We start from the raw sequence: 26466 nt of genomic DNA, 5'->3' as shown, positions 1-26466 counted from the left end.
CTCAACAACAGGAGAACCCAGTGGATCCCACTCGCAGCATGTTGCTCGCCCTCGCCAGGCATGCCGAAGAAGCCCGGCTGCGTTGGAACGCCGAACGCGCCGCCCTGCGGGCTCGCGGCGAAACGCCGACCCGCAGCGAGGCATACGCCTACCAGGTACAGGCGAACCTGTGCCTGATCACGGCGATCGGCGCAGCGGACCTCCCGGCGAACTTCCGCATCTACGACATCATCCTGTCCCGCGACCCGCTTGCCGCGGCCGAGCAGCTGCGCCAGGTCGCCGTCGCCCACGACCACAGCGGCGCGATCGAAGCCGCACACGAGGCAGCACGCCTGGCCTACAAGTCGGCGTTCGCGCAGCCGATCACCGCACAGGAACAGCAGTACGTCGACTTGCTCGCCGGCCTTCCCGCCGCCCGCCGCGACAAGATCGTCGACCTGGCCGAGGAACGCGCCCGCCCCCCCGAGGCATGAGAACCGGTCCTCCGGCGCCCGCACCGGCCCTCATCAGCCGCCGCCGCGGCACGACCCGCCCGGTGCACCTCATGTCAGACGGGCTCGGCCGTACACCTCCATGGAGGAAACGATGAGCATCTACACCCTCACGCCCAAACCCGGCTTCGAGCGCTACACGATCCAGGTCGGCTGGAACCCACACCGCACCTTCTTCGCGACCGTCGTCGACTTCGCCTGGGACCCGGTCACCGACCCTGACAACAAACCCAAAACGATTCGGATCGGTCTGGTCGAGACGATTCTCGACCCGGCCGAGGTGTTCCTGGCCGTCGAACCCTACGCCGTCATTCCGGGGGACCTGGCCGCCACACTCCGCGCGGACCAGGCCGCGCACCCGGTGCGCTAACACGAACAGCCGAGGTTCGCCGTCGCACCGGCGCCAAGGGCCCGCATCGCACTCACCGTCAGCATCTTCCGATTCACCGGCCGTCGCCCGGCCGTCTGCCGCGAATCCCGCGCATGAGCCGCCTCCTAACCAGGGCCACGTACCGACGAGCCGTACCGGCCCGCCTACCGGCCGGGCGAATCCAGGGCCGGGCGGTACCCCGCCCGAGCAGGCGCCACCTGGAGCATCGACGGCTCGACACCGCCGGCGCATCCCCTGATTGAGCCACGCCAGCGCTGTCTCCCCATGGAGACAGCCACAGCTGTGCCGCCAACGAGCGGCACCAACACGAAGAACGGCCCGCCGCAAGGCGGGCCGTCGTCGCATCTGGACCCGGGACGCAGCGCCTAGGAAACGTACGCGTCCCGGGTTCTCCAACCGAATGGAGGACTCCAGTGTCCCTACCACTGATCATGATCGCCACCGCCTCGGTGGCGTTCACCCTCGGCGGCCTCACCATGTGGCCGTTCATCCGCCGCCTCCGCAACCACCTCACCGACGCCATCTGGCAGCTGGAACACGACCCGGTCACCGGCCTGCTCAACCGCGCCGGCCTGATCGCCGCGCACGCCGCCCTCGCCGAGGCCGACAACGCTGGGCCCATCATCGTCGTTCTGATCGACCTCGACGACTTCAAACCGGTAAACGACACTCACGGCCACGACAGGGGAGACGACCTCCTGGTCGCGGTTGGCGACCGCATCCACGACATCGCCGCCCTCCACGGCGGCACCGCCGGACGGCTCTCCGGCGACGAGTACGCGGCACTGCTGCCCGTCCGCACCCACGACCTGGCCCGCGTCGCCGACACCTTCGTCGCCCTGATCGCCCAGCCCGTCGAACTCACCGCGGACGGCGAACCCGTCACGGTCACCGTCACCGCCAGCGTCGGCCTGGCGCTCGCCGAAGCCACCGACCCTTTCGAAGAGGTGGCCCTACGCCGCGCCGACATCGCGATGTACCACGCCAAACACCACGGCCGGAACCGGCACGCCGTCTACGAGCCGGGCATGGCGATGCCTGCCGCCGACAGCCGCCGAGGACCTCGCCTCCGCGACCACCGGGAGTTGAACGACGAGGCGATGGCATGACGGCCACCCGGCAGGAGATGGCCTGCCAGATCTGCCTGGCCCCACTGAACACCCTCGGCTCCCCGCCCACCTACGTGCACCCGATCCAACTCACCACCGACGGACACGAACCGGTACCCGTCCCGGTCAGCCAGCTCGACACCGTGCACCGCACCTGCGACTTCTGCGGCGACCCATTCCCGACATGGACGCTCCTGGGCGGCGACGTCGCCGCCATCGCCATCGGCACGACCGGGGGACTGGTGCAAAACTTCGGCCACGCATGGGCGGCGTGCGCGACGTGCCAGACCTACATCGACGACGGCAGAAACGACAAGGTCATCGACCGAGCAGCGCAGACGCTCGGCCTCGGGAACCATCCAGAGGCGCGAGAACGCATCCAGCAACTGCACCTCGCGTTCCTGAACACCCGGGTCCCCGGACGAACGCTCATCACCACGACCGCCTGGCCTGCCACCGCCATCACCGCACGAGAACTGCCAAAAGTACGCGACCGGCTCGCCCGCTTCTACCGAGGCAGCGATCACCTCCCACTCGCGCTCGCGGACACCGACGCACGTCAACAGATCGCCGCCGGCCTGGACCGATCACGCCTGTTCTGGATCGACAGCGACTTCACCGACCTCGCCGAATACGCCGCACAGAAACTCCCCGACGTCACCATCAGCCGCGACCTCATGCCCTCGACCGACGGACTGCTCGTATGGTCGCGGCCGGTGACGCGACGGCAGATCACCGCCGCATCCTGGACCACCACCAGCGACGGCTGGCACTTGGTCAACTACCGCACAATCGGCGGGGGACTGGACGGCAGACCACTCCAGCGACTCCGCGAACACGTAGGGTGGCTCGCCCCAATGAGCGCTGTCCAGGTCCATGAACAGCACCTGCTGCCCGGTGACCATTCAGCGGCAGCGCTGCTCGCGACATGGCTGCTGGTGGCACAGCAGGCCGCCGAGGTCACGACAGCAGAAATCGACAGAGTCCTTCGGAGAAGCTACGCCCGCACCAACCGACCCGCGCCCGAGGTGCGGGTCGTCCGCATTCGTGCCAGCCGCGGCAGCACGTCGCCCAGTACCCGATCGGCACCCGGCGACCCAGAACGCTCCCAAACCAGCCGGTTCTGGGTGTCCGGCCACTGGCGCAACCAGCCATACGGACCAGGCAGAGCGCTGCGCCGCCCCGTCTACATCAACCCGTTCCTCAGAGGCCCCGACGACGTGCCAATCAAACTCAGCACAACTGTGCGCATGCTCGGCAGCCGCAAACCGAAGCCGGAGACTTCATGAGTAGGTGTCAGTGATCAGGTGTTGGCAGGGGCACGAGTCCCTGCCAACACCGACATCGGGAGCCGAGCATGTACAGCGCCGTCGGCGTCCGGTCTGTAGCCGACCGCTGCCGTTCAAGCGCGTGGAGTCGCCGAGCGCGGAGGGAAGGAATTTACCTATTCTGCACCAGAAGCTGTCCACAGATTAGGAGGTTAGCGATTCTTCGAGCCCCTTCGGGCGCGCAGTGAATCAAGGTCGTGACCTGCAGGAGCAGACGGCGGCAAACGCTGGCTGCAGTTCTCCTCGCCGTCGCGACCGGTGCGATCCGCTCGATCAAACGGACCGTCGTCTGTATTGGAGCCCTGGTGCCCGCTTGAGATCGACGACGAAGCTGTCAGGCGTCTGCTCGCTGCCGTCGACCAGGGTGGTCGGGAGTGTAAGGGTGTATCCGTCCGCGGCGTAGTCGCTGGACCCGGTGCAGGTGAGACGGTCGCGGGTTCCCCGACGCCACAGGTAGAGCGACCCAGCACTGCGGCTCAGCCGTACGGTGCCTGGTACCTCGTCGCAGGCGTAGGTCCCGAGCGGAGCGTGGGGTGCTTCGGGTTCAGTAGTGCCGACGAATGGGGTCTTAGACGCAGTGCGCCTCTGAACGGCACGAGACAGAAGTTGCCTTAGGTCGATGTCGGGATCGCGGTTGAGGTGCGTCAGGGCAGCGGTAGCTATGTGGTCCGCGGCTATTCCGCCGCCGTTTGACAGGCAGATGACGCGGAGCCCTGAGCTAGTGAGATGGACTGCGGAAGAGAACCCCTGTTCGTGGCCGTAGTGGAAGACCACGGTGCGGCCGGGGCGAGGGTCGGCATAAAGCCCCGCTCCGTACGTGAACGGGGCATGGTCGCTGGGCTGATAGCTTAGGTGCTGTTCGAATGGAAGCGCGTCGTCGACCGAGTGACGCCATTCGTACCAGAGGTGGGCGAGCCAGCGGTCCAGGTCAGCGGCGGTGCACCACAGAGATCCGGGGCCGGGCAGGGTGACCGGGCGCTGCTGGTGCTGCCATCCACCGGCGACGGCCTGGTAGCTGGCGGCGGCGCCGGGAATAACCTCGCGTGGATCGGTCTTGAAGCGGGCCGAGGTCATGCCGAGCGGGGTGAAGACGTGCCGGTCGGCGATCTCTTGGAGTCCGACGCCGTAGGCGTGCTTGAGGGCTTCGGCCAGAAGGAGGTAGCCGGTGTTGCTGTACAGGAAGCGGCCCGGCTCGACGGCCCGGCGCCGCTGGCGGTAGGCGAGTTGAAGCAGATCATCGGCGGTGTAGTGGTCGAGTTCGCGGAAACCCGCCAGGGACAGCAGGGACTCGGCGTCCCGGACGCCGCCCTGGTGTTGGACAAGGTCGCCGATGGTGACGTTGGGGATGCGGAAGCGGGGCAGGATGTCGCCGATGGGCTGGTCCAGAGTGAGGAGGCGGTCGCGGGCGGCGCGGATACACAGGTACGCGGTGACCTGTTTGGCGACGGAGCCGATGTTGAAGGCGGTGTTCTCCCCGACGGGCGCGGCCAGTTCGAGACTGGCCAATCCGGTGTGCGCCTGCGCCGTCGAACGGCCGGCCCGGCCGACGCGCAGGATAACGCCGGGCTCGCCCAGCCGGTCCGCGAGGGCGGCCTCGGTAGCGGCGACCGAGGTGTCGGAGGAGTTCACAGGCTGAGGGCTTCGCGGTGGACAGAGTGTAGGCCTTCCCGCAATTTGGGGTCGGTGACCAGGGTGAGCGCTTGGTCGTGGTCGGCGGCGGTGGTGGCGAGCAGTCCGCGCTGCTGCTCCAGGTAGGCGGCCAGGAATCGGTACAGGTCGCCGCTGGTTTCGGGCAGGACGCGAGCGGTGTAGATCATGGTGAGGGGGAAGGCGAAGCACGCGTGCAGGAAGCCGAAGGCAGGCCTGCTCGTCTTCTTCCAGGGAGAGTAGAACCTGACTTCGTCGCTGATCTCGCAGGCGGTGGCGCTAAGGGCGTCGTTGAGCCAGTTGTGGCCCGCCTCGTGGATCAGGTCGCGAGCCAGGACGAGGGGCTCGTTGACGTGGTCGCAGTAGATGGTGCCAGGTAGCCGGGTAATGGTCCAACTGTCGAGGGTGTCGCCGAGTTGCTTGTGGCGCAGCAGGCAGACGACGACTGCGTGGCCGGAGAGAAGGTCGGCGAAGCCGTACTTCGCGCCGGTGATGTATGCGGCGCCAGCCAGTTCCTGCAGGTTCGGCGGGGCGGCGGTGGTGTCCGGGCCCAGTACGTAGTAGGGGGTCTCGGAGATTGTTGAGCGCGGCAGGCGGTCCAGGTCGGGGGCAAGGACGATGCGCGGACCGACGGCGGTGGGTGTCGACAGCGCCGAGGCGTTCGCGTCGGGGTGGGCGCCGTACCAGTTGAAGGTGGCGGTATCGCGGGCACGAGCGGCGGCCTCAGCACCTTCAAGGACATGATGGGCCAGGCAGTAGTCGGCGGCGGCCGTTTCCGCCGGCGCGTCGGGGATCATGGCTGTCGGTTGGGCGCCGGGCTTCAGGGCGGTGCGGATCCGGCGGGTGCGATCGCGGTGGTGGGCCTGGATGGAGTCGAACGAGAAGGAGATAGTGGGCGCGTCCACGGGGTGTCCTTCCGACAGGCTGGGCCTGGGGCCGGCCGGTGAGGGTCCGGCCCCAGGAGGTACTCACCGGCGGCGTGCCGTCGATGGGGTGCGGGGCGTTCAGACGTCGGTGCCCTCGGTTGCCACGGTGCTCGCCGGGGCCTCAGCGGTCGGCCAGCCCTCGGCGGAGACGCTGGAGGTGTGGCGGGTGCTACGGACGGTGTCGTCGTCGCCGCGCAGGTCGTCCACGGCGGCGAGGAAGTCGCTGATCCGGTCGTTGTCCATGAGTGCGCTCGTCCTTTCCGAATGGGGGTGTGAGCCTCGCACCTTCTGGAGCCGAGTCCTGGGGCGGTGAGCGGGCGGTGGGCACCGCATCTCCTTTCGGTTGTTGGTGGGTCAGTTGCTGCGCTGGGCTGGCGTGGCGGCATGGGTGGCCGCTTGGCGCAGGGCGTCGCGCAGCTCGCTCATGGCGGGCCGGTCCGCAGGTGTTGGGTCGAGCGCCGCGGTGATGACCGGGCGGAGTCCGGCGGGTGCGATGTGCAGCCGCGAGGGGCCGTGGCGCGGGATGTCGGCGCACAGGTAGCGGTAGGTCAGGACCCCGAGGCTGAAGGCATCAGCGGCCGGAGTAGCACGGTCGTAGGAGGTCGCGTACTCCGGGGGCCAATGCGCCTCCGGGCCTCGAGCGGTGGGGCCGCGCGGTGTGTCGGTGCGTCGCGCGGCACCGAGGTCGGTGATCAGCCCGTGGCCGTCGTGGATGAGGATGTTCTCCTGGTAGACGTCGCGGTGCACGATCCCGCGCTCGTGAAGGGTGCTCAGGCCCTCGGCGACGTCGGCCAAGATGCTCAGCCCGACCGTCACGTCGTCTCGGTTAGGGTTGGTGGCGAGGTAGGGCCGGAAATTGCCTCCGCGGCAGTGGGGCATGGCGTACCAGTCGAACCGGTCGGTGCTGCCCTCCTCGATCAGCGGCACGACGTTCTCGGCGCCTCGGGCGGCGCGGGTGACGGCAATCTCGTGGCGGAAGTCCTCGCGGGTCAAGGCCCTTTCGGCCTCGGTCATTTCCGCGTACCAGTAGAAGCCGTAGGCGGCCTTTCGGGTGGCCGCGTCGAGTTCGGCCAGGACGTGGTTGCTGCCGAAGCCGGCCTTGAGGACCACCGGAGGCGTCCCGTTGCGGCTGGCGAGCACCAGGGTGCTGGCGCGGGTGAAGCAGAGGAGATCGTGGACGTGCCAGCCGACGTCACGAAGCTGGTCAAGGACCCAGGCGGCGGGGTGCATCGGATGTAGGTGCATGCGCTGCCTCCTCATGTTGGCACCGCGTCCGGTGCGGTTTCGCGTAGCCGATCCATGCAGGTGGCGGTTAGCAGGTCGAGGTCGGGTTCGGTGGTGCACGGGTGGCGCAGCACGGGCAGGCCGGTTGCCTCGGTCCACGCGTTGGCGGCCTGCTCGTAGAGGTCGGCGAACCGATCGGCGGTCGAGCGGTCCTCCCCGAAGCGGCGCGATGTAGGTCGATGGGACAGCCGGGAATGACACAGCTCGGCCTCGGTGGTGAGAAGGACGGTCAGGTCCGCCCGGGAGGTCCTGATCTGGGCGAGCTGCTCGACGTAGTGGGCGACAGGACGGTCGTGCAGCAGGGCGATCAGGCAGGCGGTTGACAAGATGAGCCGGTCGGCGATGACCGGGCCTAGAGACAGGGCGGGGGCGAGGTTGTGTCGGGCATGGAGTTCCAGGTCGCCGCGGACAGCGGCCATCGCCCGCATGCCGTCCGTGGCTGGACGGCCGGCCCGCAGGCCGATGATGGAGCGGGTGGCCTCCAGCGATAGCCAGGAGAACTGGCCGATGTGCCCGAGGCGGATGTCTTCGCGGGCGGCGGTGGCCAGGATCCGGTCGCGTAGCGTGGTCTTTCCGGCTCCAGCAATTCCCTCCAAGGCCAGCAGCATGCCGCGCTCCTAGTCTTTCTCGGCGATCAGCCAGCTGATGAACTTCGCGATGCGGCCGCTGGCGACCGGTTCGGTGCCGTGGGTGAGCTGGGAGCCGTAGAGCAAGGCGGTGCCCGGGGCGGGGCTGACGCTCCATCGGGTTCGGGGCATAGCCGTGTACCAGTCTGCCGAGTGGTCCGCACCGTCGTGGGCCAGCCACATGCCGCCCGCGTAGCCGTGTCCCTGGGCGTCGTGGTTCAGCCGGGTGCTCCACAGCCGGTCGCTGGACGTGCTTTCGACATAGAACGCACCGCCGGCCTCCGGCTCGTGGACCACGACGCTGATACCGGCGATCTGTCGCGGCCAGGCGAGCGGGTCGGGAGCGATGCCGTCGAGGTGGCCGGTGATGTGCTGGCCGGGACCATACTCAACGTAAGTCCACGGGCGGCAGGCGGTGATCGATGGCATGACGCGGGACAGAGCGGGGCGGGCACGGTCGAAGGCGTGCTGGAGCAGGGCCTCGGCTCTGTCCGGAACTATCGGGACCTCGATCCGTCCGGCCGGCTCGTAGACGGCCATGGCTTGCTCGTTGGAGCGACCGGGGATCTCATGGATGGAGGTGGCCCGCTTCGCGCCGAAACGGAGCCGGGCCTCGTCGGTGAGGAGATCGTTCATTGTGGCGGCGAGCCGGTCCCGCTCCTCGGCGTCGATGAATCCCTCGACGCTGCCGACTGCGACGGTCTCGGCGATGTGGATCACGAGTCGGTTCTCCTCGTCTCGAGCACCCGGCGGACGTCGTCCAGGCCGGTGCAGTGATTGAGCCAATTGGCCACAGGGTGGTGGACGTCAGTGATTGGGCTGGCCCATAGGGCCAGCAGCTCTCCCGTCAGCGGCAGTTCCTCCGCGCCGGGCAGCGTCTCCGGCCCGGTCAGCTGGTCCAGTGCCGGGCACCAAACCGCGTGCTGCATGGCGAAGGCCCGCCCCAGCCGTGCCGCCGCCGCGAGCCGGCAGGAGCGCAGGAGCGTTTCGGCAGGCTCAGCCCGCTGGTAGCTGCGATGCTCGGTATGGGCCCATCCAGCCCCGACCGCTGCGGCTGCGGCCACAACGCGGCAGGTGGCACAGCACACGTCGTTGGCCTTCGGGCACGAATGATCGTGGGCGGGCAGGGTGGTGGCGACCTCGACGAGAGCAGCCCAGGCGGAGTCCGTCAACGGTTTGCCGACGGTGCCGCGGTCCGAGTCCGGGCCATGGTTGCAGCACACCGGACCAGGCCGGCGCGGAGCGCTGGGAAGGAGCGAGGGCTCGATGAATAGGGCGTGGAAGTACACGATCCGCCCCAGCAACTGATGGATCGTCAGCGAGGCTGCGACGCTACCCATGCCGCCTCCTCATCAGTCGAAGCAGTGATCTGAGGCGCTGGGCAACAGCAGCCGTCCTCGGTTGGCCGCTCGCCCCGCAGCGCGCCGGCGACGGCACCGGTGGCCACGTCAAGGGCGTCGAAGTACGCCGGCCAGCCGTGCCCGGGACGCGGGCGCAGCGCCAAGTCGAGTACGGGGCTCGCGCGTCCGGTGGTCTCGCACGTCAGCTCCGCCCGTCCGATGGCCACCTGCACCGCAGCGGGCAGGTCGTTGGTCACAGCGGTGACCGAACGACATAGGGCAGCAGCAGCTCGCGCGTACTCGGTCCGGTCCCGCGGAAGGATGCCGACCCGGCGCTCGGCAGGCGGCAGGTCAAGCCCTGGATAGAGATGTCCCTGGCAGCTGTCATACGTAATCAGGCGCCAGTCCTGGGTGACAGCGTCGACCAGGGAGCGAACGCCGGGCTCGATCGCCTCTCGCCACTGCGGGTGGGCCGGGTCGAGGTCATCGGCCTCGTGCACGCCGGGCAGGCCGACGGTGTTGATGTTGCCGTGCGAGCTGGTGCGCAGTCGCGCGTACGGACGGCTCGCCTCGGCGTGGTCCCAGCGGGCGAGGAAGGAGGCGACGTCACGCATGCAGTTCGGCGTACGGGGGCGCAGGCGCACCCTGCGGCACCAGGCACCTGCCGGGTGGGCGGGCTGGGCGAGGAGTGCGGCGATGCCGTCGATCATCCGCATCCGGTAGTCGCAGTAGGCGTCCTGGTCACCGGCCTGGTCCTGACGCCAGCGGGTGGCCACGCAGCCGCCGCCGCAGGTGGACTGGTACGCGCAGGTGGTGCACCGCCCCATGAGTGCCTTGCCCTGGTTCAGCAGCGGCAGCCGCCGCTGAGCCGCGACGACCGCATTCTGCCCGGAGACCTGGCTCAGGCGGGTGAGCTGGGCCTGCGGCCAGGGCAGCTCGTCACAACTGCCGAGCCGTCCGTCCGGATAGAGCGTGAAGACGTGGTCGCACTTCAGGTTGGAGAAGTGGCAGAAGCCGGTATCCAGTCCGCGCAGCCGTCGGATGGTGGAAACGGCCGGTTCCAGTTTGAGCCGGGTGAAGTGCCCAGCGCCGATCCAGCGGACGGTGGCGGCGAGCACGAATTCGGCGTACTGGTCCGGGGTGGTCGCCCATCTCGGCCCCTGCGGGCCGCGCAGAGCCGCGCGCTGAAGGAGTCGGCTCGCGGGAATGCGCTGCCCACGGGCAGCGGTAGGGCCTTGGACGGAGGCATCGAAGCAGGGCACGAAGCTGACAGCGTTGACCGCTTCGAAGCCGGCGAGGTGGTCCAAGACGGCTCCGGCGCGGCCGAGCACAGTCGGGGTGACCGCAGCGATCACTCCGACCCTCCGGCCACGCTCGGCCAGCAGGCGCAGCGCGGCGGCTACACGCGGATACACCGCTTGGCCGTCGTAACCGACCCGCCAGGCGTTGCCCGCCTCGTCTCCGTCGAGGGAGATGCCGATCTGGAGGCGCGGGTACAGGGCATCGATCAGATCCAGCCACTGCCCATCGAGCAACACGCCGTTGGTTTGCATCGAAACCCGCACGACGCCGGGCTGAGACGCCAGTTCGCGCAGGACCTCGGCGACATGATCGCGTCCGGCCGTCAGCGGCTCGCCGCCATGCAGTTCGACGGCGAGTGGACGCCCCGGGAAGAGTTCGGTGAGCCGACGCACTTGCCCGGCGTCGATCCGGGCTCCCCCCGGGACCTCCTTGCGTTTCTCGTAGCAGTACAGGCAGTCGATGTCGCAGGTCTCACCCCGTAGCTTCAGGATCACCGACACGGCACTGCCGGCGTCTTCGACGTCGAGGCCGCGGTACAGGTGGGCCATCAGGTCGTGCTGATCGGTGGTGCCGTACATCGGCTGCCTCCCAGGGTTGGCCGTGACCGGGCGGGGATCAGTCGTACAGGCGTCCCAGCAGAGCGCCCTGGCCGGACTGGAGGATGTGGGCGGCCTCTAGCGGAATCCAAAAGCACTCGAAGCGCGTCGGCTCCTGCTCCCCGTCGTGGTCCTCCTGGCTCATCCACCGTTCCGAGGTCGGCTCGGTCAGTTCCAGGTGGAAAACGTGGCGGCGCTGGAGCTCGAACCGGTACGGGCTGATGTCGTACTCGGTCTCGCCGAGCTTCCGCACGATCTTGAAGTCCTTCAGGCAGGTCTCCTCGCGGGCCTCGCGTAGCGCCGCCGCCTCTGGCGTTTCGTCGGCGCGGATGCTTCCGGCCGGAACCTGGATGCCGACCTCCTCGTAGCTGTAGTCGGTGTGCCGAAAGACCAGCAGCTTGCCGTCACGTACGACGTAGCAGAGAACCTTGTCTTTGGTGACCCGCTCCGGCATGGGAGAACTCCTCTTCATTCGTTGGAATCAGACGCCCGTAGGCCGGTGGTCACGGCTAGAAAAGGGGCTGAGTGCGGACCGCCGACCGCCGGACAAGCGGCCTTGAGTCTAGGTTCGGTAACCAGGCGTCACGAAGATCGGCATACCGCGTGGTGCCCAAGCTCAAGCCCCCATTCCTCGTTCCGCTGTTTCCGAACGATCGGCTGGCAGTAGGATCTCAAGCCCTGAGCGGCCTGCGTCAGCTCTTGATGAGGGTCCATGATGTACCCCCCAGCGCGACTGGCCGGAGGAGGTCGCCGTCGAAGGCGACGATCTTGCGGATGGTGGTCACAACCTGACCCGCATAGCCTGGTCTCATGGAGGTCCAGGATCGTCCATGGTCGTCTAGGCGCGGGCTGAGTGGCGACCAGGCTGTCGGGCTGGTGACCCAGGTGGTTGCCGGGGCGGGTTACTGCACTGACGGGATTGCGCTGCTGCGACCACCTGCCGACAACGCCATGGTGGCTATCCCGAGACTCGGTCTCGTAGCGCGAGTGGGTATTGACGTTGCGTTTCATGATCGCTTGGTGAATGAGCTAGATGTTGCAGAGTGGCTGACATCACGGGGCGTTCCCTCCATCCAGGCTGCGCAGCTTCCTGGCTTGGCTCAGTTGGAAGTCATAGACGGTCGAGTCTTTACCTGGTGGCGCTATATCGAAGCAGAGGGCACGGCCACGGCAGGAGATCTGGGGAGGGCTCTGAGGCAGTTGCATGACCAGCGTCCTCCATGGCCACGACTACCGATTCTCGACCCTTGGTCTCGGGTCGCATCGCAAATTCGGGCCGCGAACCTGCCGTTTGAAGACAGGAATAATCTTGAGCGGCACTGGCACCGTCTCGCCGATCGATGGGAGCGGTCAGATTGGCCTCATCGAGTGTCTGCTGTGATCCACGGAGACGCCCACCGGGGCAACGTCTTGATGTCGGGTGGAGTTGGGCACCTCCTCGACTTCGAAGACACCTGTCTCGGGCCGTGTGAGTGGGATATCGCGTACGTCGTCGCCTCCGAGCGGGTGGGATGGCTTTCCCCGGTTGAGGCGTCAGATTTCTGGCGCGAATACGGAGGCGATCCGCAGCAAGGTCACGAGTTAGACCTTCTCGTGGATATCGCGCAATTTCGTCGAACATGCTGGCTAGCCTCAAGGCTGCCGTTTGAGCCCGATCTGATCCGGGACGTTCAGCACCGGATAGCCACGCTGCTCGATCCTGGACTGCCCCGCCGCTGGCTGCCGGGATAGGCGCGGCTACAGGCTTGGGGTCCACCGCCATGGACGCACGCCGTGCAGCCCTCGCAGACAGTCGATCCGGTACAACGCCTCGCGGGTGAGCCTCGGGTCCTGGCCGGCGCGCTGCACCAGAAACGTTGCCATGCGCAGTTCTCGAGTGTCACGCATGAGCGTGTAGCCGGGCCAGTAGGTGACGTCACTGCCGTATACGTCGATGAACCGCTTGTACTCCTCACGCCGGATCCAAAAGAAGGATCCCAGCTTGATCGCTGTTGACACCAGATCCCACTCGGGTGGACCTATCGAGAAGCGTTCCAGGTCCAGCAGAACCGCCGTCCCGTTGACATCAACCGCCACGTTTCCAACCCAGGCATCCCCGTGGATCACAGACTGCGGAAGCCCGTCCGGCAGCAGTTCCCATTCGACGCGCAGATCGTCGATGCGCCGCAGGATCCAATCCCGTCGCGCAAGATCGATCACGTTGCTTCCGGAGACGCGCTCCGGCAGCCGAACGAACGGATCGAGTTCGGGCAACCCTAAGTCCGTCGGCGGATCGAGGTCATGCAGTTGGCGCAGGAGACGCGCTACATCCACCACGTGACCCGGTTGGTGAGGTGGAAGCCGGCGCCAAAAGACCACCGGTATGTCACCGACAACGACTGGTTGAGGGTTGACCTCGGCGAGCGAGACGCTTGGAACCGCGGCTGTGCGCAGCCACTGCGCCACTCTCACCTGACGAGATGAGTGCTCAACGGAGCCGGGCCTGCCGACCTTGGCGATTGTCTCGGCGTTCACCGCCCAGACGGTATTCTCCCCCTCACGGATCAGCTCCAGGCCGGTCGTGTCGAGCCCAACCTGCTCGCAAGCAGCACGGACAGCGTCGTAAGTTGCGGTACTCACGCGTAGTTCGTCTCGAGGATCGCTTCACAAAGTTCCGCAACTGCAGGCGCTCCGCGGCGGCTCACCGAGACACGGACGAGCTCTCTGAGCCCTTCGGCCACGCGAGCTGACTTCAGGCCGTCGATGTCGCGGACGGTCCTGATCCCAAGCTCAGCTGCCTCGGCGAACTCGCCGCTGACCATCAGAAGCGAGGCAAGCTTGACTGCGGACTGGACCGTCGAACGAGCATAGGCGTCGCCGTGTCCTTCAACTGCCGCTCGCAGGCGCCGGACCGCTTCTTCAGCAGCATGACCGCTCGTAGCGATACCGAACAGTGCGTGACCGGTGTCGCCGAGATGCTGGGCTCGGTCGTAGTACGTCATCCACGGACGCTCCGGCTCCGACCCGACGTGATCGAAGGCCTCGTCGGCTGCGGCGACGGCAGCCACCGTCTCCGCGCTCAGGCCCATCCTGGCCAACGCCCTCGCCCGGCCTGTGTGCAGCATCGCCCTCTCTGCCGGGGTCAGGCCCCGGAAGCGGAGAGCCGTGTCGAGTAGTTGGAGGCCCTCTGTCGGTGATCCGCACCAGATTGCCTGCCGAGCTCGGTGGGACAGCAGCTTCGCTTGAAGATGAACATTGCCGGCGGTTACCGCACACTCCCACGAGAACTCGAAGATTTTCTGTGCACGGGGCTGGTTGTCGGCATCGAAGTTCATGAAGCCGGTGACGGCACCGAGGCGCGCGACGGCGGAGAAGAGATCGGAAGCTAGACCGTCAGCACGACGCTGGCGCAGTAGGCCGGCGCTCCACCGTAGATGCGCCTCAGCGGCCCGTCGGGCACTCCCGCCGCCGTGGGCGAAATCCCAGGACGTCAGCAGCGAGGAAAGGCTGTCGATCTGCTCGACCTCTTCGGGAGTGACCACCTCCGGAAGGCTGTCGGCAAACAGCGGAGGGGTGTGATCGTTGGCGTTACTTGCAGCTGGTGACACGTCGTCGAAGGCGAGTCCCATCATGTGCCGCGGGATGCCAAGACCTTCCGCGATCCGCTCAAGTACCTCGTACGCGGTCACCTGCTGACTTCCGTTGGAGATCGCACGGACCCTGGTTTCGGCAAGCCCGGTACACCCCGCCAGGTGCGACCGGGAGTAGCCCTGGGAGCGCAGGAAGCGGAAGAGCAGCGAGATGTCGTGATCTCGAAGAGCGGACGCGACCGGATGCCCCTCGAAGGTGGCCTGCCGCCACCAACTCTCGTCATGCCGTCGCGAGACAGCCACGGCTCACCTCCCCAGCGTTCCACCCTTGCTACGTAGCGTACGTGCGCATCGACCGATGAGACTGCCCGATTCACGGCGGTGCTCACGGTGTCTCGGATGTCCAGGCAGAAAAGAGACATACCACTTGGGTCGGTGAGGGTCCAGCATGAACCCTCAGCGAGGGCTGATGCGCGAGCGGCAGCGCTGTGAATGTGTGTGGATGCACGCGCCAGTACGTGTCTTCCGAAGGCCGTCTGGTGACGTGACGTGCCCAGATGGCCAGGGCGACAGATCTTGGCTGAGCAGGGGTCGAGCGACCTCGCGTGCAGCCTCAGTCTGCCTGACCTCTCTAGACCCCTCCCGGGAGGCGTTCTCATGAACCACCAGGATGACCTAGCGCGATATGGCTACCGGCAGGAGTTGGCGCGCCAGCTCCGGTTCCGGGACCTGCTGTCCTATGGGCTCGTGTATATGGTGCCGATCGCGCCGATGGCGATCTTCGGCAGCGTGTACGCCGGCTCCGGTGGCATGGTGGCTCTGGCGTACGCGATCGGTGTGTTGGCGCTGGTGTTCACGGCTTTCTCGTACGCGCAGATGGTCCGGGCGTTTCCAATGTCGGGCAGCGTCTACAACTACGCCGGTCGGGGCATCAGCCCACCGGTCGGCTTCCTCGCCGGGTGGGTGATCCTGCTCGACTACGTCCTCGTGCCGGGCCTGCTGTATCTGGTGGCGTCGGTGGCGATGCACGCCACTGTGCCCGGGGTGCCGGTGTGGGTGTGGCTGCTCGGGTTTGTCGCGGTCAACACGGTCGTCAACTCGGTCGGGATCCGCATGACCGCGGTGGTCACCCGGGTCATGCTGGTCGGCGAGCTGATCGTCCTAGCAATCTTCATCGCCGTCGCCGGCTGGGCCGTCGCCTCTGGGAAGTGCCGCTTCAGCTGGGAGGCGTTCTACAACCCGGACACGTTCACCTGGTCCGTTGTCGCGGGAGCGGTGTCGATCGCCGTGCTTAGCTTTCTGGGCTTCGACGGCATCTCGATGCTGGCTGAGGAGGCCAAGGGTGGGGCTCGGCAGATCGGCCGAGCTATGGCCGCAGTCCTGGTGCTGGCGGGGGTGTTGTTCGTCGCCCAGACGTGGCTGGCCGCGATGCTCGTCCCCAACCCCGACGCGCTGCTGACCGACGGTGACCCAAACGGCACCGCATTCTACGACGCCGCCCAGGCCGCAGGCGGGAGCTGGCTGGCGACCCTGTGTGCGGTGGCGACAGCAGTCGCCTGGGGGTTGCCGAACTCGATGGTCGCCCAGGTCGCCACCTCACGGCTGCTGTACGCGATGGCCCGGGACCGGCAGCTGCCCGCGTTCCTGGCGAAGGTGTCGATCCGCTGCAGCGTGCCGATCAACGCCACCCTGCTCACCGGCGTCGTGTCCCTCGCCCTGGGCCTGTACATGGCGACCCGGGCGGATGGGATCACCGTGTTGTCGTCGTTGATCAACTTCGGGGCGATGGTCGCGTTCCTGGTCCTGCACGGCTCCGTGGTCGTGCACCACCTCATCCGAGCCCGGAGCGGGAACTGGTGGGCGCATCTGGTGATGCCCGCGGTCGGGTTCGCGATCCTCGCCTACGTGGTGGTCAACGCCAACATCGCCGCCCAGCGGCTCGGCCTGGCCTGGCTCGCCCTCGGCGTCCTCGTCCTCGCCGGCCTGTACCTGTCGGGACGCCGACCGGTGCTCTCCGGCATGGCACCCGCGCAGCCGCAGCAGCGTGACGTGGAGCGGGTGTGATGGCCATGGACAAGGTCACCTACCGCCCGGCGCGAGACGAGCTGGCCTACACCTTCGGCGGCCGGATGCCGGTCGCACACCTGCGCTCCGGGGACGTACTCGAGGCGTTCACGGAGGACTGCTTCGGCGGGCTCGTGCGAGGGCCGGCGGATCTGCCGTCGCAGGTGTGCCGCATGCCCTACCTCAACCCCGTGTCCGGACCGTTCTTCGTCGAAGACGCCGAACCCGGCGACACCCTCGCCATCCACCTCATCTCCATCACACCCGCCCGGGACTGGGGCGTGTCCTCGACGTTCCCGCACTTCGGTGCCCTCACCTCAACCTCCCACACCGCCACCCTCCAGCCACCGCTTGAGGAGCGGGTATGGGTGTACGGCATCGACCGGCAGGCCGGGACCGTGCGGTTCCAGGCCACCGAAACCGACCACACCATCGACCTGCCCCTGGAGCCGATGATCGGCACCATCGGAGTCGCCCCCGGCGGCTTCGAAGCCCGCTCCACCATCGTCCCCGACCGCCACGGCGGGAACCTCGACACACCGCACCTCCGGACCGGCACCACCCTGTACCTGGGGGTGAACATGCACGGGGCGATGCTCGCCCTCGGCGACGGCCACGCCCGCCAAGGCGAAGGCGAAGCCTGCGGCGTCGGCGTCGAGATCGCCACCACCACAACCCTCACCATCGAACTCATCAAAGGCGCGCCGACCATGTGGCCACGTCTGGAAACCGACACGTCGATCATGGCGATCGGCTGCGCACGCCCACTCGAGGACGCCTACCGCATCGCCCACACCGACCTTGTCGGCTGGGCGCAGGCCCTGACCGGGCTGGAGACGCTCGACGCGTACCAGCTCGTCTCCCAGGCCGGGCGGGCGCCGATCGGCAACGTGTGCGACCCCAACTACACCGTCCTCGCCGCCGTCGACAAGGCGCTACTGCCATCACCGGAACCCGCCTACAGCGGGGTGCACAGCCGGCTGCGGCAGCTCGTCCCAGGGCTGGGTTAGGGGCGGCGCCATGACCCTTCCTCGACTGCCGCTGCGGGATGAGCTGTTCCTGCTCGGCCACAACGACGACATCGGCCAGCCGCACATCCACCGGCAAGCATTGGCACTCGGGCTCGCAGGCGCCGTCCTGATCGACATCTTCCTCGCCGGACGGATCGCCCTCGACCCAAACGACGACCGCCCAGCCGGCGAACGGTGGCTGCGCCTACACACCGACCAACCAGTCGGCGACCTGATCGCCGACACCGCCATCGCCGCCATCCGCCATGGGCGCACCGCCCCACCGGTGAAGGCGTTCCTGCGTGACTTCGCCGACGACCTGTACGAGCGCACCCGCGCAGGTCTCGTCGCCGCCGGGATCCTCCGCCACAGCACACGCCGGCGCCTCGGCGGCCTCGCCCGCACCGATATCTACACGGCGACTGACAGCAAGTGGGCGATCGTCGCCCGGGCCCGCCTGCGGTACCTCGCGCAAGGCCGCGAGCAACCCGACAACCACACCGCCGCCCTCGCCGGCCTGGTCGCCACCCTCGGCCTGACCAGCCACCTCTACCTCGACGGCGACACGGCCACCCTCACAGAACGGCTGAAGGCAATCGCCGCGCAGCACCATCGGTCGGTGCGGGACATCACCGCCGCCGTCGACGCCGCGGTCGGCGACCTCGCCACCGCCACCTACCGATGACCCAACCCGAGGTACCCATCCGATGGAGACTGCCGTGCGTATCCGCGCCGCCCGCTGGACAGACAAGGACCTGGTCGCCGCGCTGATCGCCGACGCCCTGCTTTCCAGCCCGCTCGCCGCGTGGCTGGTGCCCGACCCGCAACAGCGGCACCAGGTGCTGACCGACGTGGTTGGGATCTGGGTGGAGCACGCGATGTTCTTCGGCGACATCCACCTCACCGACGATCTCACCGCCGCCACCGTCGGCTTCCACCGCTACCGGCCCATCCCACCACCGGCCAACTACCGTATCCGCCTCACCGACGCCGCCGGGAGCCACGCCGACCGGTTCGACCTGCTGGACAGCCTGCTATCGCTGAAACAGCCCACCGAACCGCATTACCACCTCGCGTTCCTCGCCGTGCGTCCTGATGCTCAGAAGGCCGGTTACGGCACCGCGCTGCTTACCTATCACCGCAGCCGACTCGACAGCATTGGCCTACCGTCCTGGGCTGCCGTCCCTGCAGAAGGGGAGCACCTGTTCGCGCGCTACGGCTACACACCGCGACCACCGATCACCCTGCCCAACGGCCCGACCTTGCGTCCGGTACGTCGCAACGCTCACAGCAGCAGCAGCGGCCTGCCGATCAACACCAGCCGCCCGGTCGACAACCGCTGGCAGGGCTTTCATGCGTAGCCCCAGCGCCCTCGTCACCAAACGGACCAAGCCGGTGACACCAACGGCGGCTGACCACACTCGTCCCCAACCGATACCGCGGATCATGGCCTTCCCTCGTAGATACCCTCCGGAACTCATCGACGCCGTCGTCCAGCGTGTCGCGGATGCCCGCACTATCAGGGCATACGGCGCCGTCACCACGGTCGCCCGTCAAATGGGCCTCGACCCACGCCTGGTCCAGAAATGGGTCACCAAAGCCACCGCCCCAGTCCCACTCCACCCGAGCAGGTCGGCCGCCGACTCGCGAGATATGTACCTGCCGCCGGGACTGCTGCACTGCAGGTTCTGCCACCAACCGATGGCCTACGCGCAGCTGCACGACTCTGGACAGGGCTACCAGTGCCAGCAGGATTGCCGGCCGCGGCCGGTCGATGCCGCAGCCATCGCCCACACGGTCGGTCGAACCATCCTGCGACACGCGGCTCGGGCCATCCCCTCGACCACTGCGCCGACACCCCCGCAGCTGGCCGCCGCCCACGCCCACCGGATCCTCGCCCGCATCACCGTCGGCGCCACTCCCGGCGATATCGCCCTCACCTGGCGAGCCACCCCTGTTACCGGACCCGGCCGGTTCGACGCCGAACGTGGACAGCGCATCGCCGCTGCCCGCAACCTCGCCCACACCGAGCCGCTGCGCGCCCGGCAGCTCCTGCACGACAGCCTCACCGGCGTCGACCCCGCCACCGCGCCCGCCGACCCCCTGCACGCCGAAGCCGCCAACCTTCTGGCCGAACTGCAACTCCGCCTCGGCCACCCCGCCGACGCCATCGCCTGGGCCACCTACGCCCACCACAGCACGATCCACATCCACGGGCCCGGCCACCCGCGGAGCGTTCACGCCCTCCACCTCCAGGCCGTCGTGTATCGGCATGCCGGACACCACCAACGCGCCTACCACCTCTATCGGCAACTCGGCGAACACTTCGCCGCTACCGCCGGGCCGCACGCCCATCGAACCCTCGCCACCCACGCCACCACCGCTCTCGTCCTACACGCCCTCGGCCACTGCCAGGCGGCGCGCGCCCTGCTCGCCGACACCATCGCCACCCACCGGCGCGAACACCCCGGCCATCCCGCCACGGCCCGCATGACACAACACCTGACACACATATGGCAGGACTGCGCCGCCAAGGGGCACAAGCACCAAGACGCCTGACTACCCCCCGCCTATTCCAGGAGATCCCGACCGTGTCCGCACACGCAAGCAAGACCGGTGCCCTCAGCGTCTCGGCATCGTCACCATCTCCTGGCCCATGACCAGCTGAGCTTCGCTCTCAACCCTGCTCGCCGGACCAGGTGACAACAACCCGCTATCCCACCCGGAAGGAGAGTGATGTCGGCGCCGCCGCACAACGCGGGACTCTATTGCGCCGAGCGAATACCGCATCAACCAGCGCGGCGTCCCATGGGCGAAGTAGGGCTTGTACAGCCGACAGATTCCCACCACAAGGACTGCGATGACACTGCGAGTTGACGCCGCCGCCACTCTCCGTCAGGCCATGGTGGCCACACTGCGTGACGAGGGTCTGATCACCACCGACAGCGTGGCCGCGGCCATGCACACTGTGCCCCGCCATGACTTCGCGCCCGGCGAGCCGCTGGAAAAGGTGTATCAGACGAACACCACCTTGGTTCCCAAGATCGACGCTACTGGGCGTCAGACCAGCGTGGTCTCGGCCTCGCACATTCAGGCCATCCAGCTCGAACTGGCCGAGGTGCGGCCGGGCATGAACGTGCTGGAGATCGGCTCGGGCGGATACAACGCCGCCCTGATCGCGGAGGTGGTCGGGCCGACCGGTTCGGTGACGACCGTGGACATCGATGCCGACGTCGTGGACCGTGCCCGCGCCGGCCTGCGCCGGGCCGGGTACGAGCAGGTCAACGTCGTGCTCGCCGACGCCGAGCACGGCGTGGCACAGCACGCGCCGTATGACCGGATCATGGTCACGGTCGGGGCGTGGGACATCCCGCCCGCCTGGCTCGATCAGCTCACCCCGGACGGCCGGATCGTCGTGCCGCTGCGCTTTGCCGGGATCACCCGCCTGGTCGCCTTCGACCGCGCCCCCGGCATGTCGGTGCTGAAGGCCAGCAACTACCGGCTCGGCTCGTTCGTGCCGATCCAGGGCCACGGCGCCGCCAGTGAGCAGCTGATCCCGGTCACCCCCGACGTCGGTCTGCGCCTCGATCAGAACAGCAGTCTCACCTCCGACGTGCCGGCGCTGCGCAAGGCGCTCAACACCAAGCCGATGCAGAGCTGGTCGGGCACGCCGTTCGACATGCCCGACGAGCTGGAGCTGTACCTGCTGACCAGCGGGCCGGAACTGCCGATGCTGCACGCCGCGCACGCCGCGATCGACCAGGGCGTGGTCAACCGCACGGTACGCAACGGCACCCCGGCGCTCATGCGCGGCGGCAGCTTCGCCTATCGCATCAAGCGGGAGAATCCGCAGACCGTCAGCGGCTACGAGACCGGCGTCATCGCCCACGGGCCGGAAGCCGAGCAGGTCGCCAGCGAGCTGCTCGCCATGATCCGCACCTGGGCGGACTGCTACTACCGGCGCGGTGCTGCCCGCATCACCTACCACCCGAACACCGCCGATACCAGCGGCCTGACCGGGTGGCACAGCACCAAGCGACACGGCGTCCTCGCCGTCGCCTGGCCGTAGGAGACTTCGGCGCTCCCCTCAGCGACCACGGTGGGGGAGCCCTGCGGCCGACTGGACCTCGGCCATGCCCGCAGGCCCCTCCACGCGGTAACGGTGGTATCGCCGGCACCCGACCGGACAGCGCCGGAGCACGTCCCTCGGCGACCCTGGCTGCGAAGGGCAGCCCAACCCCAGGTAATGGTCGGCCAGTCGAGTGGATATTCTGATTGGCTGTGAAGTGAGCCCCCGCCCTGCGGTGTGAATTCCACCGACTGGTCTGTGAGCTTGACGGTTCCCAGGAGGGACATAGGTGCCGGACTCCGGACTTGCGTCGCAGTCGCCGGGTGACTCTGCCGGCGCAGATCCGCCGGCGCGCAATCGACGGACTTCCGCTGCCTCGGCCGGAGGCGCTGCAGGGGCTGCCGGTGTCGAGTTGCAGAACCTTGTGTTTGCATGGGTGGCCGTAGCTGTGATCGCGGAGCGGCCGCTGATGGCAGCGGACTTCCTGGCAGGCACGGTCATGCATGTAGGCGCCCAGACCGGCCACCACCTGGACGATGTTGTTGCCCGTACCGACGCTGACAACTACGCGCTGATCCAAGTCAAGGCATCGATGCCGCTGGGGACTGCGGCGAACAGTCCGCTCGGCAAGGCGCTGGAGCAGGTTGTCCAGCAGTACCTGCAGGGACAACTTGCCGTCAATGACGGGACCAGCCGTCCGGTCGATCCGCAGCGCGACGCACTTGTGCTGTGCACCGACGGCGCCGCACCGGCGTCCGTCCGGGTCCACCTGCCAGCAGCACTCACCCGAACCGGATCCCAGCCGCCCGGAACGCCACTCGGACATGAGCTGACTGAGGAGCAAAACGCCGCGTTCCGCGTTGTGGAGGCGCACATTCGGAGGCTCTGGAAGATCTGCAAGGCCATTGAGCCGGACGACGAGCAGGTACGTGGTCTGCTGCGGGCTCTGCGGGTCCTCGTCCTCGACCTCGACGAGGGTGGAGCTAGCCAATCCGCTGCGGTCGCCGAGTTGTCGACGGTCCTGGACAGCAACGCCGAAGCCCGTACCGCGTGGCCCGTGCTCGTCGCGCAGGGCCAGGCTGCAGCCATTGGGCGATCCTGGCGCGACCGGGCGGCGCTCGGCGTCGCGTTGTCATACGAGCGCATCCACCTGACGCCGCCGGCCCGGTACACCGCCGACATCGCGCGGCTACGTGACTTGTCCGAAGTGAACCTGCGGACGCTGCGCTCCGAGGCCGTGCTGCCCGTTGCTGGCGGCCTGTACATCCCCCGCTCCGGCGCCACCCGCCTGGCCGCAGCCGGCGACGGGAATGTACTGGTCATCGGCGACGCCGGCGCGGGTAAATCCGCAGTGACGCAGGAACTCGCTACGTTGCGTTCAGTGTCACAGCAGGTCGTGGTTCTGCGTGCCTCGGACATTGCGGGCGCCAACCGGATCGCCCTGAGCGCGCCGTTAACCGTGGTGCTGCGGTCCTGGACCGGGCCGGCGGCGCTGCTGGTTGTCGACGGGGTCGATGCTCTGCGCGGAGCGGAAGATCGAGAGACGCTCAGCACGACGGTGGCAGCCCTCGCGGGATCACGCTGGCAGGTCGCGGCGACGGTGCGCACCTTCGACGTGCGCAACAGCAGCCAGCTACGGGCTGTCTTCGCCGGCAAACCGGTGTCGGAGGAGCCGGGCGAGGTGGATCAGCAACTTCCCGATGTCCGCCACCTGCGGGTGAGTGATTTCACCGAAACTGAGCTTGGCGAGGTAGCGACCGTGCTGCCGATCGCATCGGCGCTCATGGAATCGTCCACCGAGCTGCGTAGACTGCTGCGCAACCCGTTCAACCTGAGTCTGGTCGCCCGGCTCGCCAATTCGTTATCCGGTGACCGCCCCGCGCAGCTGCACACCGTCCGGACCCGCGTCGGCCTCATGATCGCGCTATGGCGTTGGCGGGTCCAAGACCATAACCGCACCGGGCGTGAGGCGCTGCTGACTCGGTTATGTCGAGAGATGGTCACCACGCGCAAGCTACGGGTGGTCGAGGCCGAGCCGACCGTCGCCGCAGCGGACGGCGCCGCGCTCGAAGAGCTGTTCAGTGCGGGCGTTCTCTCCGCCGAGGGCAGCGGGCCGGCCACCGGCCGGCGGGTCGTGTCGTACGCGCACAACATCCTGTTCGACTTCGCTGCCGCGCTGTATCTGCTGCATGACCCGGTCACACCCGAGCGCCTGCTCGATCTGCTCGACACGGATCCGTCGCTCCCACTGGTTGTCCGGCCCAGCTTCGAGATGCTGGTAGAGCTGCTGTGGGCTGATCGAAACACCGGCGCATTCTGGCCGTTGTGCCTGAAACTTGCCGGCTCACGACACGTCCTCGCGTCGCTCGCGTTCGCGGCGCGGCTACTGCAGCTGATCCGCGCCGCAGACGACCTCGCCGCCCTGGCACCCGAGCGAGGCTCCCCGGACCAGACCGGCGGATTCTCGCCCCGCCAGGAGTTCATCAGGCAGGTTACTGGAGCGCTGCAGACAACCGCACTGCTGGCCGACGTGAGACCGTCGGTGCCACCGCTGGCTCGCCTCGCTCGTCATCTCGCGGCGAACGCCGACACCTCTCACGAAGACGCGGCGCTGGCCATCAATCTACTGGCGGCCCTGCACCGGCGAACGCCCTTGTGCCTCGGCGACCCCGGTGCGGACGACCGGGGCAGCGCTCTGGCCTCGCTGCTCGACAGTTGCCGCACTGAACCCCAGCAGCGCGAACGCATGGTCCGCGCGGTCGCCCGCTTATTGCCACAAACGATCGCGGTAGGTGCCACCCGTGACGCCGTCATCCGGCTCCTCGACGACAATTCGGTACTGGATGCCTGGGGCGGAACCGTGTTGATCTGGCTCGCTGACACTGTCGTTCCTGCCGCTGAACACGACCGTGACCTGGCCCGGCGCCTTGCCGCCACCATTTTGAAGTTCACCGAGACCCGCGACGAGCAGGTCGACTTCGTCGGTGGAGCGTTGCTCTCCCTGACTCAGTCACGCCGAGACCAGGCCTTGCACAGCATCTATCGGCTCAGCCGGTCGTTTGAACACCTGTGTAGCGCTGACCTGCTGCTGGCCGCCGAGATCTTCTGCGACATGCTTGATGACGGGCACCCGCCGCAGGCGAACGAGCCGTGGCCACTGTCGATCCCGGGCGGCATCACCGGATGGTTGGGCTGGGGCCGGGACATTTCGTTGGTCGGGCGTGGGGACGAGGGGGCCACCATCGCCACAGCGCTCAGCGCTGCCCTCAGTCACAGTGATCCGGGCGACGCGGCCCGCGTGGTCGCGATCCTCGTCAGCCGTCTGCACGACACTACGGGCTGGCAGGCGCTGATGTCATCGAGCAGTGACACCGCAGCCCTGGCCCGCCTGCTGCTGCCCGCTTTGGAATCGGGGGCACTGCTGATCCACCCTGACACTCACGTGTCTTCCGCCGCGCTGCTTACCGAACTCGCCAGCAGTGAGCCCTCGCTGGCGGCCCGTTTGGAGGCCGCAGTGCTACGCGCCCACACGCTCGCGGACGCCAACGGCAGGCCGCAAAACGTGAAGGACGCACTGATCGGAATCTTGAGCCCTGAGACGATCACCTCGGCAAGTCTCACCAGCAGATTGACAGAACTCGGGCCTGACGGACCTCCCCGGCCCCTGCCACGGCCTCGCCCGACTGCAACATTCGGACATCATTCGATCATCGACCGTCTCGGCCCTCGAGGAAAGGCGCTGTCGCCGGCGGTAACCGACGCGGCCCTTGCACTCGACGAGGAACTGAACCGCGTGACCGGCGGCGCGGACGACCGGCCCGCCGCTGAGCGGAGACTCGCCCCGCTGTTCATCGCAGCCGACATTGCATTTTCTGCCCACCCGCCAGTGCCCGCGGAACTGTCGCTATTACTGGCTCGGGCTGCCCAGGTTCTCGCATCCGCTCCCCAGACCCTGCCTAGCACTCCGCTCGGGGAGCGCGTCCTGGCCGTGCTCACCGCCGCCGCAGGCAGCCCACAAGCCGGGGAACTTCACACATGACCTACTGGATCTCCGACATGCGTGACACAGGGGTGGGGGGACTGGCCGCCCTGCTTCAACGAACACAGTGGCGTGCCAGCGACGCCGCGCCGGCGCTCGCCGGTGGGGTTGCCATGGGCCTTTACGACCCTAACCCCTTGGTCCGGATGCACGCGGTCCGCGCCGCGCACGCGCTGAACCCCGACGCCACCGCGGATCAGCAAGCGTCCGCAATCGGTGAGTTGGCGCTCAGCGAGCAGCACCCCGTGGTGCGCTCTATACTGATCGACCAGCTATGGTTCACGATCCGTGAGGCAGCGCCCACCGTTGACGCCGTGCTGGAATTGCTCGTCGGTATGGACAACACTGTTCTAGCCGACCCCAACCACGAACCCGCAGGTGTCGTTCTCGCGTTGGTCACTCACCTCGCACTGGTGGCCCGGACTCCGTTCGCGGCAGAGACAGTCCAGCGCTGGTGCCAGGACGCGCCAGTACACGCAACACTCGTCGAGGCGTTCACCCGCCACGCCCGCGACTATCTCGCGGCCGCAGGCACCACGGAGCAGCGGACCGCCTTCGAATTGTTAGACACAGCCGCGCGTTCGGTGCTGAAACGCTGGACCCGCACACCAACCGAGCATCTAGCCGGTACGACCCTCCCCCCTGAGAGAGTGTTGTGTAACCGGGTGATCACAT

24 protein-coding genes are annotated in these 26466 nt (G+C 67.7%); 13 read left to right on the top strand and 11 right to left on the bottom strand.

The genetic code is table 11. From position 1 onward, the window contains the following. Window positions 1–20 precede the first annotated feature (20 nt). From A6A27_RS30455 to A6A27_RS30440, 4 genes are all read left to right on the top strand, one after another. A complete protein-coding gene (locus A6A27_RS30455; protein WP_143194254.1) occupies window positions 21–473 on the top strand; it encodes a hypothetical protein in 453 nt (150 codons plus the stop codon). 112 nt (window positions 474–585) lie between these two features. After that, a complete protein-coding gene (locus tag A6A27_RS30450; RefSeq protein ID WP_073838093.1) occupies window positions 586–861 on the top strand; it encodes a hypothetical protein in 276 nt (91 codons plus the stop codon). A 434-nt stretch (window positions 862–1295) separates the two neighbouring features. After that, on the top strand, window positions 1296–1991 hold the full coding sequence (locus A6A27_RS30445; RefSeq protein WP_073838092.1) for a GGDEF domain-containing protein: 696 nt from the start codon (window positions 1296–1298) through the stop codon (window positions 1989–1991). Then, entirely contained in the window at window positions 1988–3280 is a 1293-nt protein-coding gene (locus A6A27_RS30440) for a hypothetical protein (protein WP_073838091.1), read from the top strand. The genes A6A27_RS30445 and A6A27_RS30440 overlap by 4 nt, the downstream gene beginning before the upstream one ends. Window positions 3281–3592: 312 nt before the next feature. On the opposite strand, the gene A6A27_RS30435 is transcribed toward A6A27_RS30440, so the two are convergent. From A6A27_RS30435 to A6A27_RS30400, 9 genes are all read right to left on the bottom strand, one after another. Then, window positions 3593–4948: a serine hydrolase domain-containing protein gene (locus A6A27_RS30435; RefSeq protein WP_073838090.1), complete on the bottom strand. Its 1356-nt coding sequence runs from the start codon at window positions 4946–4948 to the stop codon at window positions 3593–3595. Then, window positions 4945–5871, bottom strand: coding sequence for an aKG-HExxH-type peptide beta-hydroxylase (locus tag A6A27_RS30430; RefSeq protein ID WP_073838089.1), 927 nt, complete (start codon window positions 5869–5871; stop codon window positions 4945–4947). Before A6A27_RS30430 ends, A6A27_RS30435 begins: the two co-directional genes overlap by 4 nt. Before the next feature lie 99 nt (window positions 5872–5970). Beyond that, window positions 5971–6135, bottom strand: coding sequence for a hypothetical protein (locus A6A27_RS45275; RefSeq protein ID WP_198940514.1), 165 nt, complete (start codon window positions 6133–6135; stop codon window positions 5971–5973). Between the two features lie 111 nt (window positions 6136–6246). Then, a complete protein-coding gene (locus A6A27_RS30425) occupies window positions 6247–7137 on the bottom strand; it encodes a protein kinase domain-containing protein (RefSeq protein WP_073838088.1) in 891 nt (296 codons plus the stop codon). An 11-nt stretch (window positions 7138–7148) separates the two neighbouring features. Continuing rightward, a complete protein-coding gene (locus tag A6A27_RS30420; protein WP_073838087.1) occupies window positions 7149–7784 on the bottom strand; it encodes an AAA family ATPase in 636 nt (211 codons plus the stop codon). Window positions 7785–7793: 9 nt separating this feature from the next. Next, window positions 7794–8522, bottom strand: a complete 729-nt coding sequence (locus tag A6A27_RS30415) for a hypothetical protein (RefSeq protein WP_073838086.1) — start codon at window positions 8520–8522, stop codon at window positions 7794–7796. Continuing rightward, window positions 8519–9142 carry a hypothetical protein gene (locus A6A27_RS30410; protein ID WP_143194253.1) on the bottom strand — a complete coding sequence of 208 codons (624 nt, stop codon included), beginning with the start codon at window positions 9140–9142 and terminating at the stop codon, window positions 8519–8521. Before A6A27_RS30410 ends, A6A27_RS30415 begins: the two co-directional genes overlap by 4 nt. Then, window positions 9118–11022 (bottom strand): radical SAM/SPASM domain-containing protein, encoded by a 1905-nt coding sequence (locus A6A27_RS30405; RefSeq protein WP_073838084.1) that lies wholly within the window; start codon window positions 11020–11022, stop codon window positions 9118–9120. Before A6A27_RS30405 ends, A6A27_RS30410 begins: the two co-directional genes overlap by 25 nt. Window positions 11023–11059: 37 nt before the next feature. After that, window positions 11060–11494 (bottom strand): NUDIX hydrolase, encoded by a 435-nt coding sequence (locus A6A27_RS30400; protein WP_073838083.1) that lies wholly within the window; start codon window positions 11492–11494, stop codon window positions 11060–11062. A gap of 356 nt (window positions 11495–11850) precedes the next feature. Between A6A27_RS30400 and A6A27_RS47760 the strand changes: the two genes are divergently transcribed. Continuing rightward, entirely contained in the window at window positions 11851–12771 is a 921-nt protein-coding gene (locus tag A6A27_RS47760; protein WP_073838082.1) for a phosphotransferase, read from the top strand. A 6-nt stretch (window positions 12772–12777) separates the two neighbouring features. Here the strand turns inward: A6A27_RS47760 and A6A27_RS30390 are convergent, their stop codons facing one another. Together A6A27_RS30390 and A6A27_RS30385 are read right to left on the bottom strand one after the other, a co-directional pair. Then, window positions 12778–13659, bottom strand: a complete 882-nt coding sequence (locus tag A6A27_RS30390) for a phosphotransferase enzyme family protein (RefSeq protein WP_073838081.1) — start codon at window positions 13657–13659, stop codon at window positions 12778–12780. Beyond that, window positions 13656–14912 (bottom strand): helix-turn-helix domain-containing protein, encoded by a 1257-nt coding sequence (locus A6A27_RS30385; protein ID WP_073838080.1) that lies wholly within the window; start codon window positions 14910–14912, stop codon window positions 13656–13658. Before A6A27_RS30385 ends, A6A27_RS30390 begins: the two co-directional genes overlap by 4 nt. 354 nt (window positions 14913–15266) lie before the next feature. Between A6A27_RS30385 and A6A27_RS30380 the strand changes: the two genes are divergently transcribed. The 8 genes from A6A27_RS30380 to A6A27_RS30345 all read left to right on the top strand — a co-directional run. Further along, on the top strand, window positions 15267–16673 hold the full coding sequence (locus A6A27_RS30380) for an APC family permease (protein ID WP_073838079.1): 1407 nt from the start codon (window positions 15267–15269) through the stop codon (window positions 16671–16673). Further along, complete coding sequence (locus A6A27_RS30375) at window positions 16673–17683, top strand: acetamidase/formamidase family protein (RefSeq protein WP_443190017.1); 1011 nt, start codon at window positions 16673–16675, stop codon at window positions 17681–17683. The genes A6A27_RS30380 and A6A27_RS30375 overlap by 1 nt, the downstream gene beginning before the upstream one ends. Before the next feature lie 10 nt (window positions 17684–17693). Beyond that, on the top strand, window positions 17694–18368 hold the full coding sequence (locus A6A27_RS30370) for a GOLPH3/VPS74 family protein (RefSeq protein WP_073838077.1): 675 nt from the start codon (window positions 17694–17696) through the stop codon (window positions 18366–18368). Window positions 18369–18402: 34 nt separating this feature from the next. Next, complete coding sequence (locus A6A27_RS30365) at window positions 18403–19044, top strand: GNAT family N-acetyltransferase (RefSeq protein ID WP_241825525.1); 642 nt, start codon at window positions 18403–18405, stop codon at window positions 19042–19044. Window positions 19045–19384: 340 nt separating this feature from the next. Next, the gene (locus A6A27_RS30360; protein WP_143194252.1) at window positions 19385–20242 is read left to right on the top strand and encodes a tetratricopeptide repeat protein; all 858 of its coding nucleotides are present in this window, start codon (window positions 19385–19387) and stop codon (window positions 20240–20242) included. A 301-nt stretch (window positions 20243–20543) separates the two neighbouring features. After that, the gene (fxlM, locus tag A6A27_RS30355; RefSeq protein ID WP_073838074.1) at window positions 20544–21752 is read left to right on the top strand and encodes a methyltransferase, FxLD system; all 1209 of its coding nucleotides are present in this window, start codon (window positions 20544–20546) and stop codon (window positions 21750–21752) included. Between the two features lie 469 nt (window positions 21753–22221). Beyond that, window positions 22222–25791 carry a hypothetical protein gene (locus A6A27_RS30350; RefSeq protein WP_206745066.1) on the top strand — a complete coding sequence of 1190 codons (3570 nt, stop codon included), beginning with the start codon at window positions 22222–22224 and terminating at the stop codon, window positions 25789–25791. Further along, a partial coding sequence (locus A6A27_RS30345) for a hypothetical protein (protein ID WP_143194250.1) occupies window positions 25788–26466 on the top strand: 679 nt, incomplete at its 3' end. The genes A6A27_RS30350 and A6A27_RS30345, both read left to right, overlap by 4 nt.

This window comes from Micromonospora sp. CB01531 (assembly GCF_001905095.1).
GTDB lineage: Bacteria > Actinomycetota > Actinomycetes > Mycobacteriales > Micromonosporaceae > Micromonospora.
This window is presented reverse-complemented; position numbering and strand designations above follow the sequence as displayed.

Excerpts from the sequence above, each read along its gene's own strand:
- A6A27_RS30420 (WP_073838087.1), bottom strand. The coding sequence starts at position 7,784 with ATGCTGCTGGCCTTGGAGGGAATTGCTGGAGCCGGAAAGACCACGCTA.
- A6A27_RS45275 (WP_198940514.1), bottom strand. The coding sequence starts at position 6,135 with ATGGACAACGACCGGATCAGCGACTTCCTCGCCGCCGTGGACGACCTG.
- A6A27_RS30450 (WP_073838093.1), top strand. The coding sequence starts at position 586 with ATGAGCATCTACACCCTCACGCCCAAACCCGGCTTCGAGCGCTACACG.
- A6A27_RS30400 (WP_073838083.1), bottom strand. The coding sequence starts at position 11,494 with ATGCCGGAGCGGGTCACCAAAGACAAGGTTCTCTGCTACGTCGTACGT.
- A6A27_RS30360 (WP_143194252.1), top strand. The coding sequence starts at position 19,385 with ATGGCCTACGCGCAGCTGCACGACTCTGGACAGGGCTACCAGTGCCAG.
- fxlM (WP_073838074.1), top strand. The coding sequence starts at position 20,544 with ATGACACTGCGAGTTGACGCCGCCGCCACTCTCCGTCAGGCCATGGTG.
- A6A27_RS30425 (WP_073838088.1), bottom strand. The coding sequence starts at position 7,137 with ATGCACCTACATCCGATGCACCCCGCCGCCTGGGTCCTTGACCAGCTT.
- A6A27_RS47760 (WP_073838082.1), top strand. The coding sequence starts at position 11,851 with ATGGAGGTCCAGGATCGTCCATGGTCGTCTAGGCGCGGGCTGAGTGGC.
- A6A27_RS30375 (WP_443190017.1), top strand. The coding sequence starts at position 16,673 with ATGGCCATGGACAAGGTCACCTACCGCCCGGCGCGAGACGAGCTGGCC.
- A6A27_RS30410 (WP_143194253.1), bottom strand. The coding sequence starts at position 9,142 with ATGGGTAGCGTCGCAGCCTCGCTGACGATCCATCAGTTGCTGGGGCGG.
- A6A27_RS30405 (WP_073838084.1), bottom strand. The coding sequence starts at position 11,022 with ATGTACGGCACCACCGATCAGCACGACCTGATGGCCCACCTGTACCGC.
- A6A27_RS30370 (WP_073838077.1), top strand. The coding sequence starts at position 17,694 with ATGACCCTTCCTCGACTGCCGCTGCGGGATGAGCTGTTCCTGCTCGGC.
- A6A27_RS30350 (WP_206745066.1), top strand. The coding sequence starts at position 22,222 with ATGGCAGCGGACTTCCTGGCAGGCACGGTCATGCATGTAGGCGCCCAG.
- A6A27_RS30380 (WP_073838079.1), top strand. The coding sequence starts at position 15,267 with ATGAACCACCAGGATGACCTAGCGCGATATGGCTACCGGCAGGAGTTG.
- A6A27_RS30440 (WP_073838091.1), top strand. The coding sequence starts at position 1,988 with ATGACGGCCACCCGGCAGGAGATGGCCTGCCAGATCTGCCTGGCCCCA.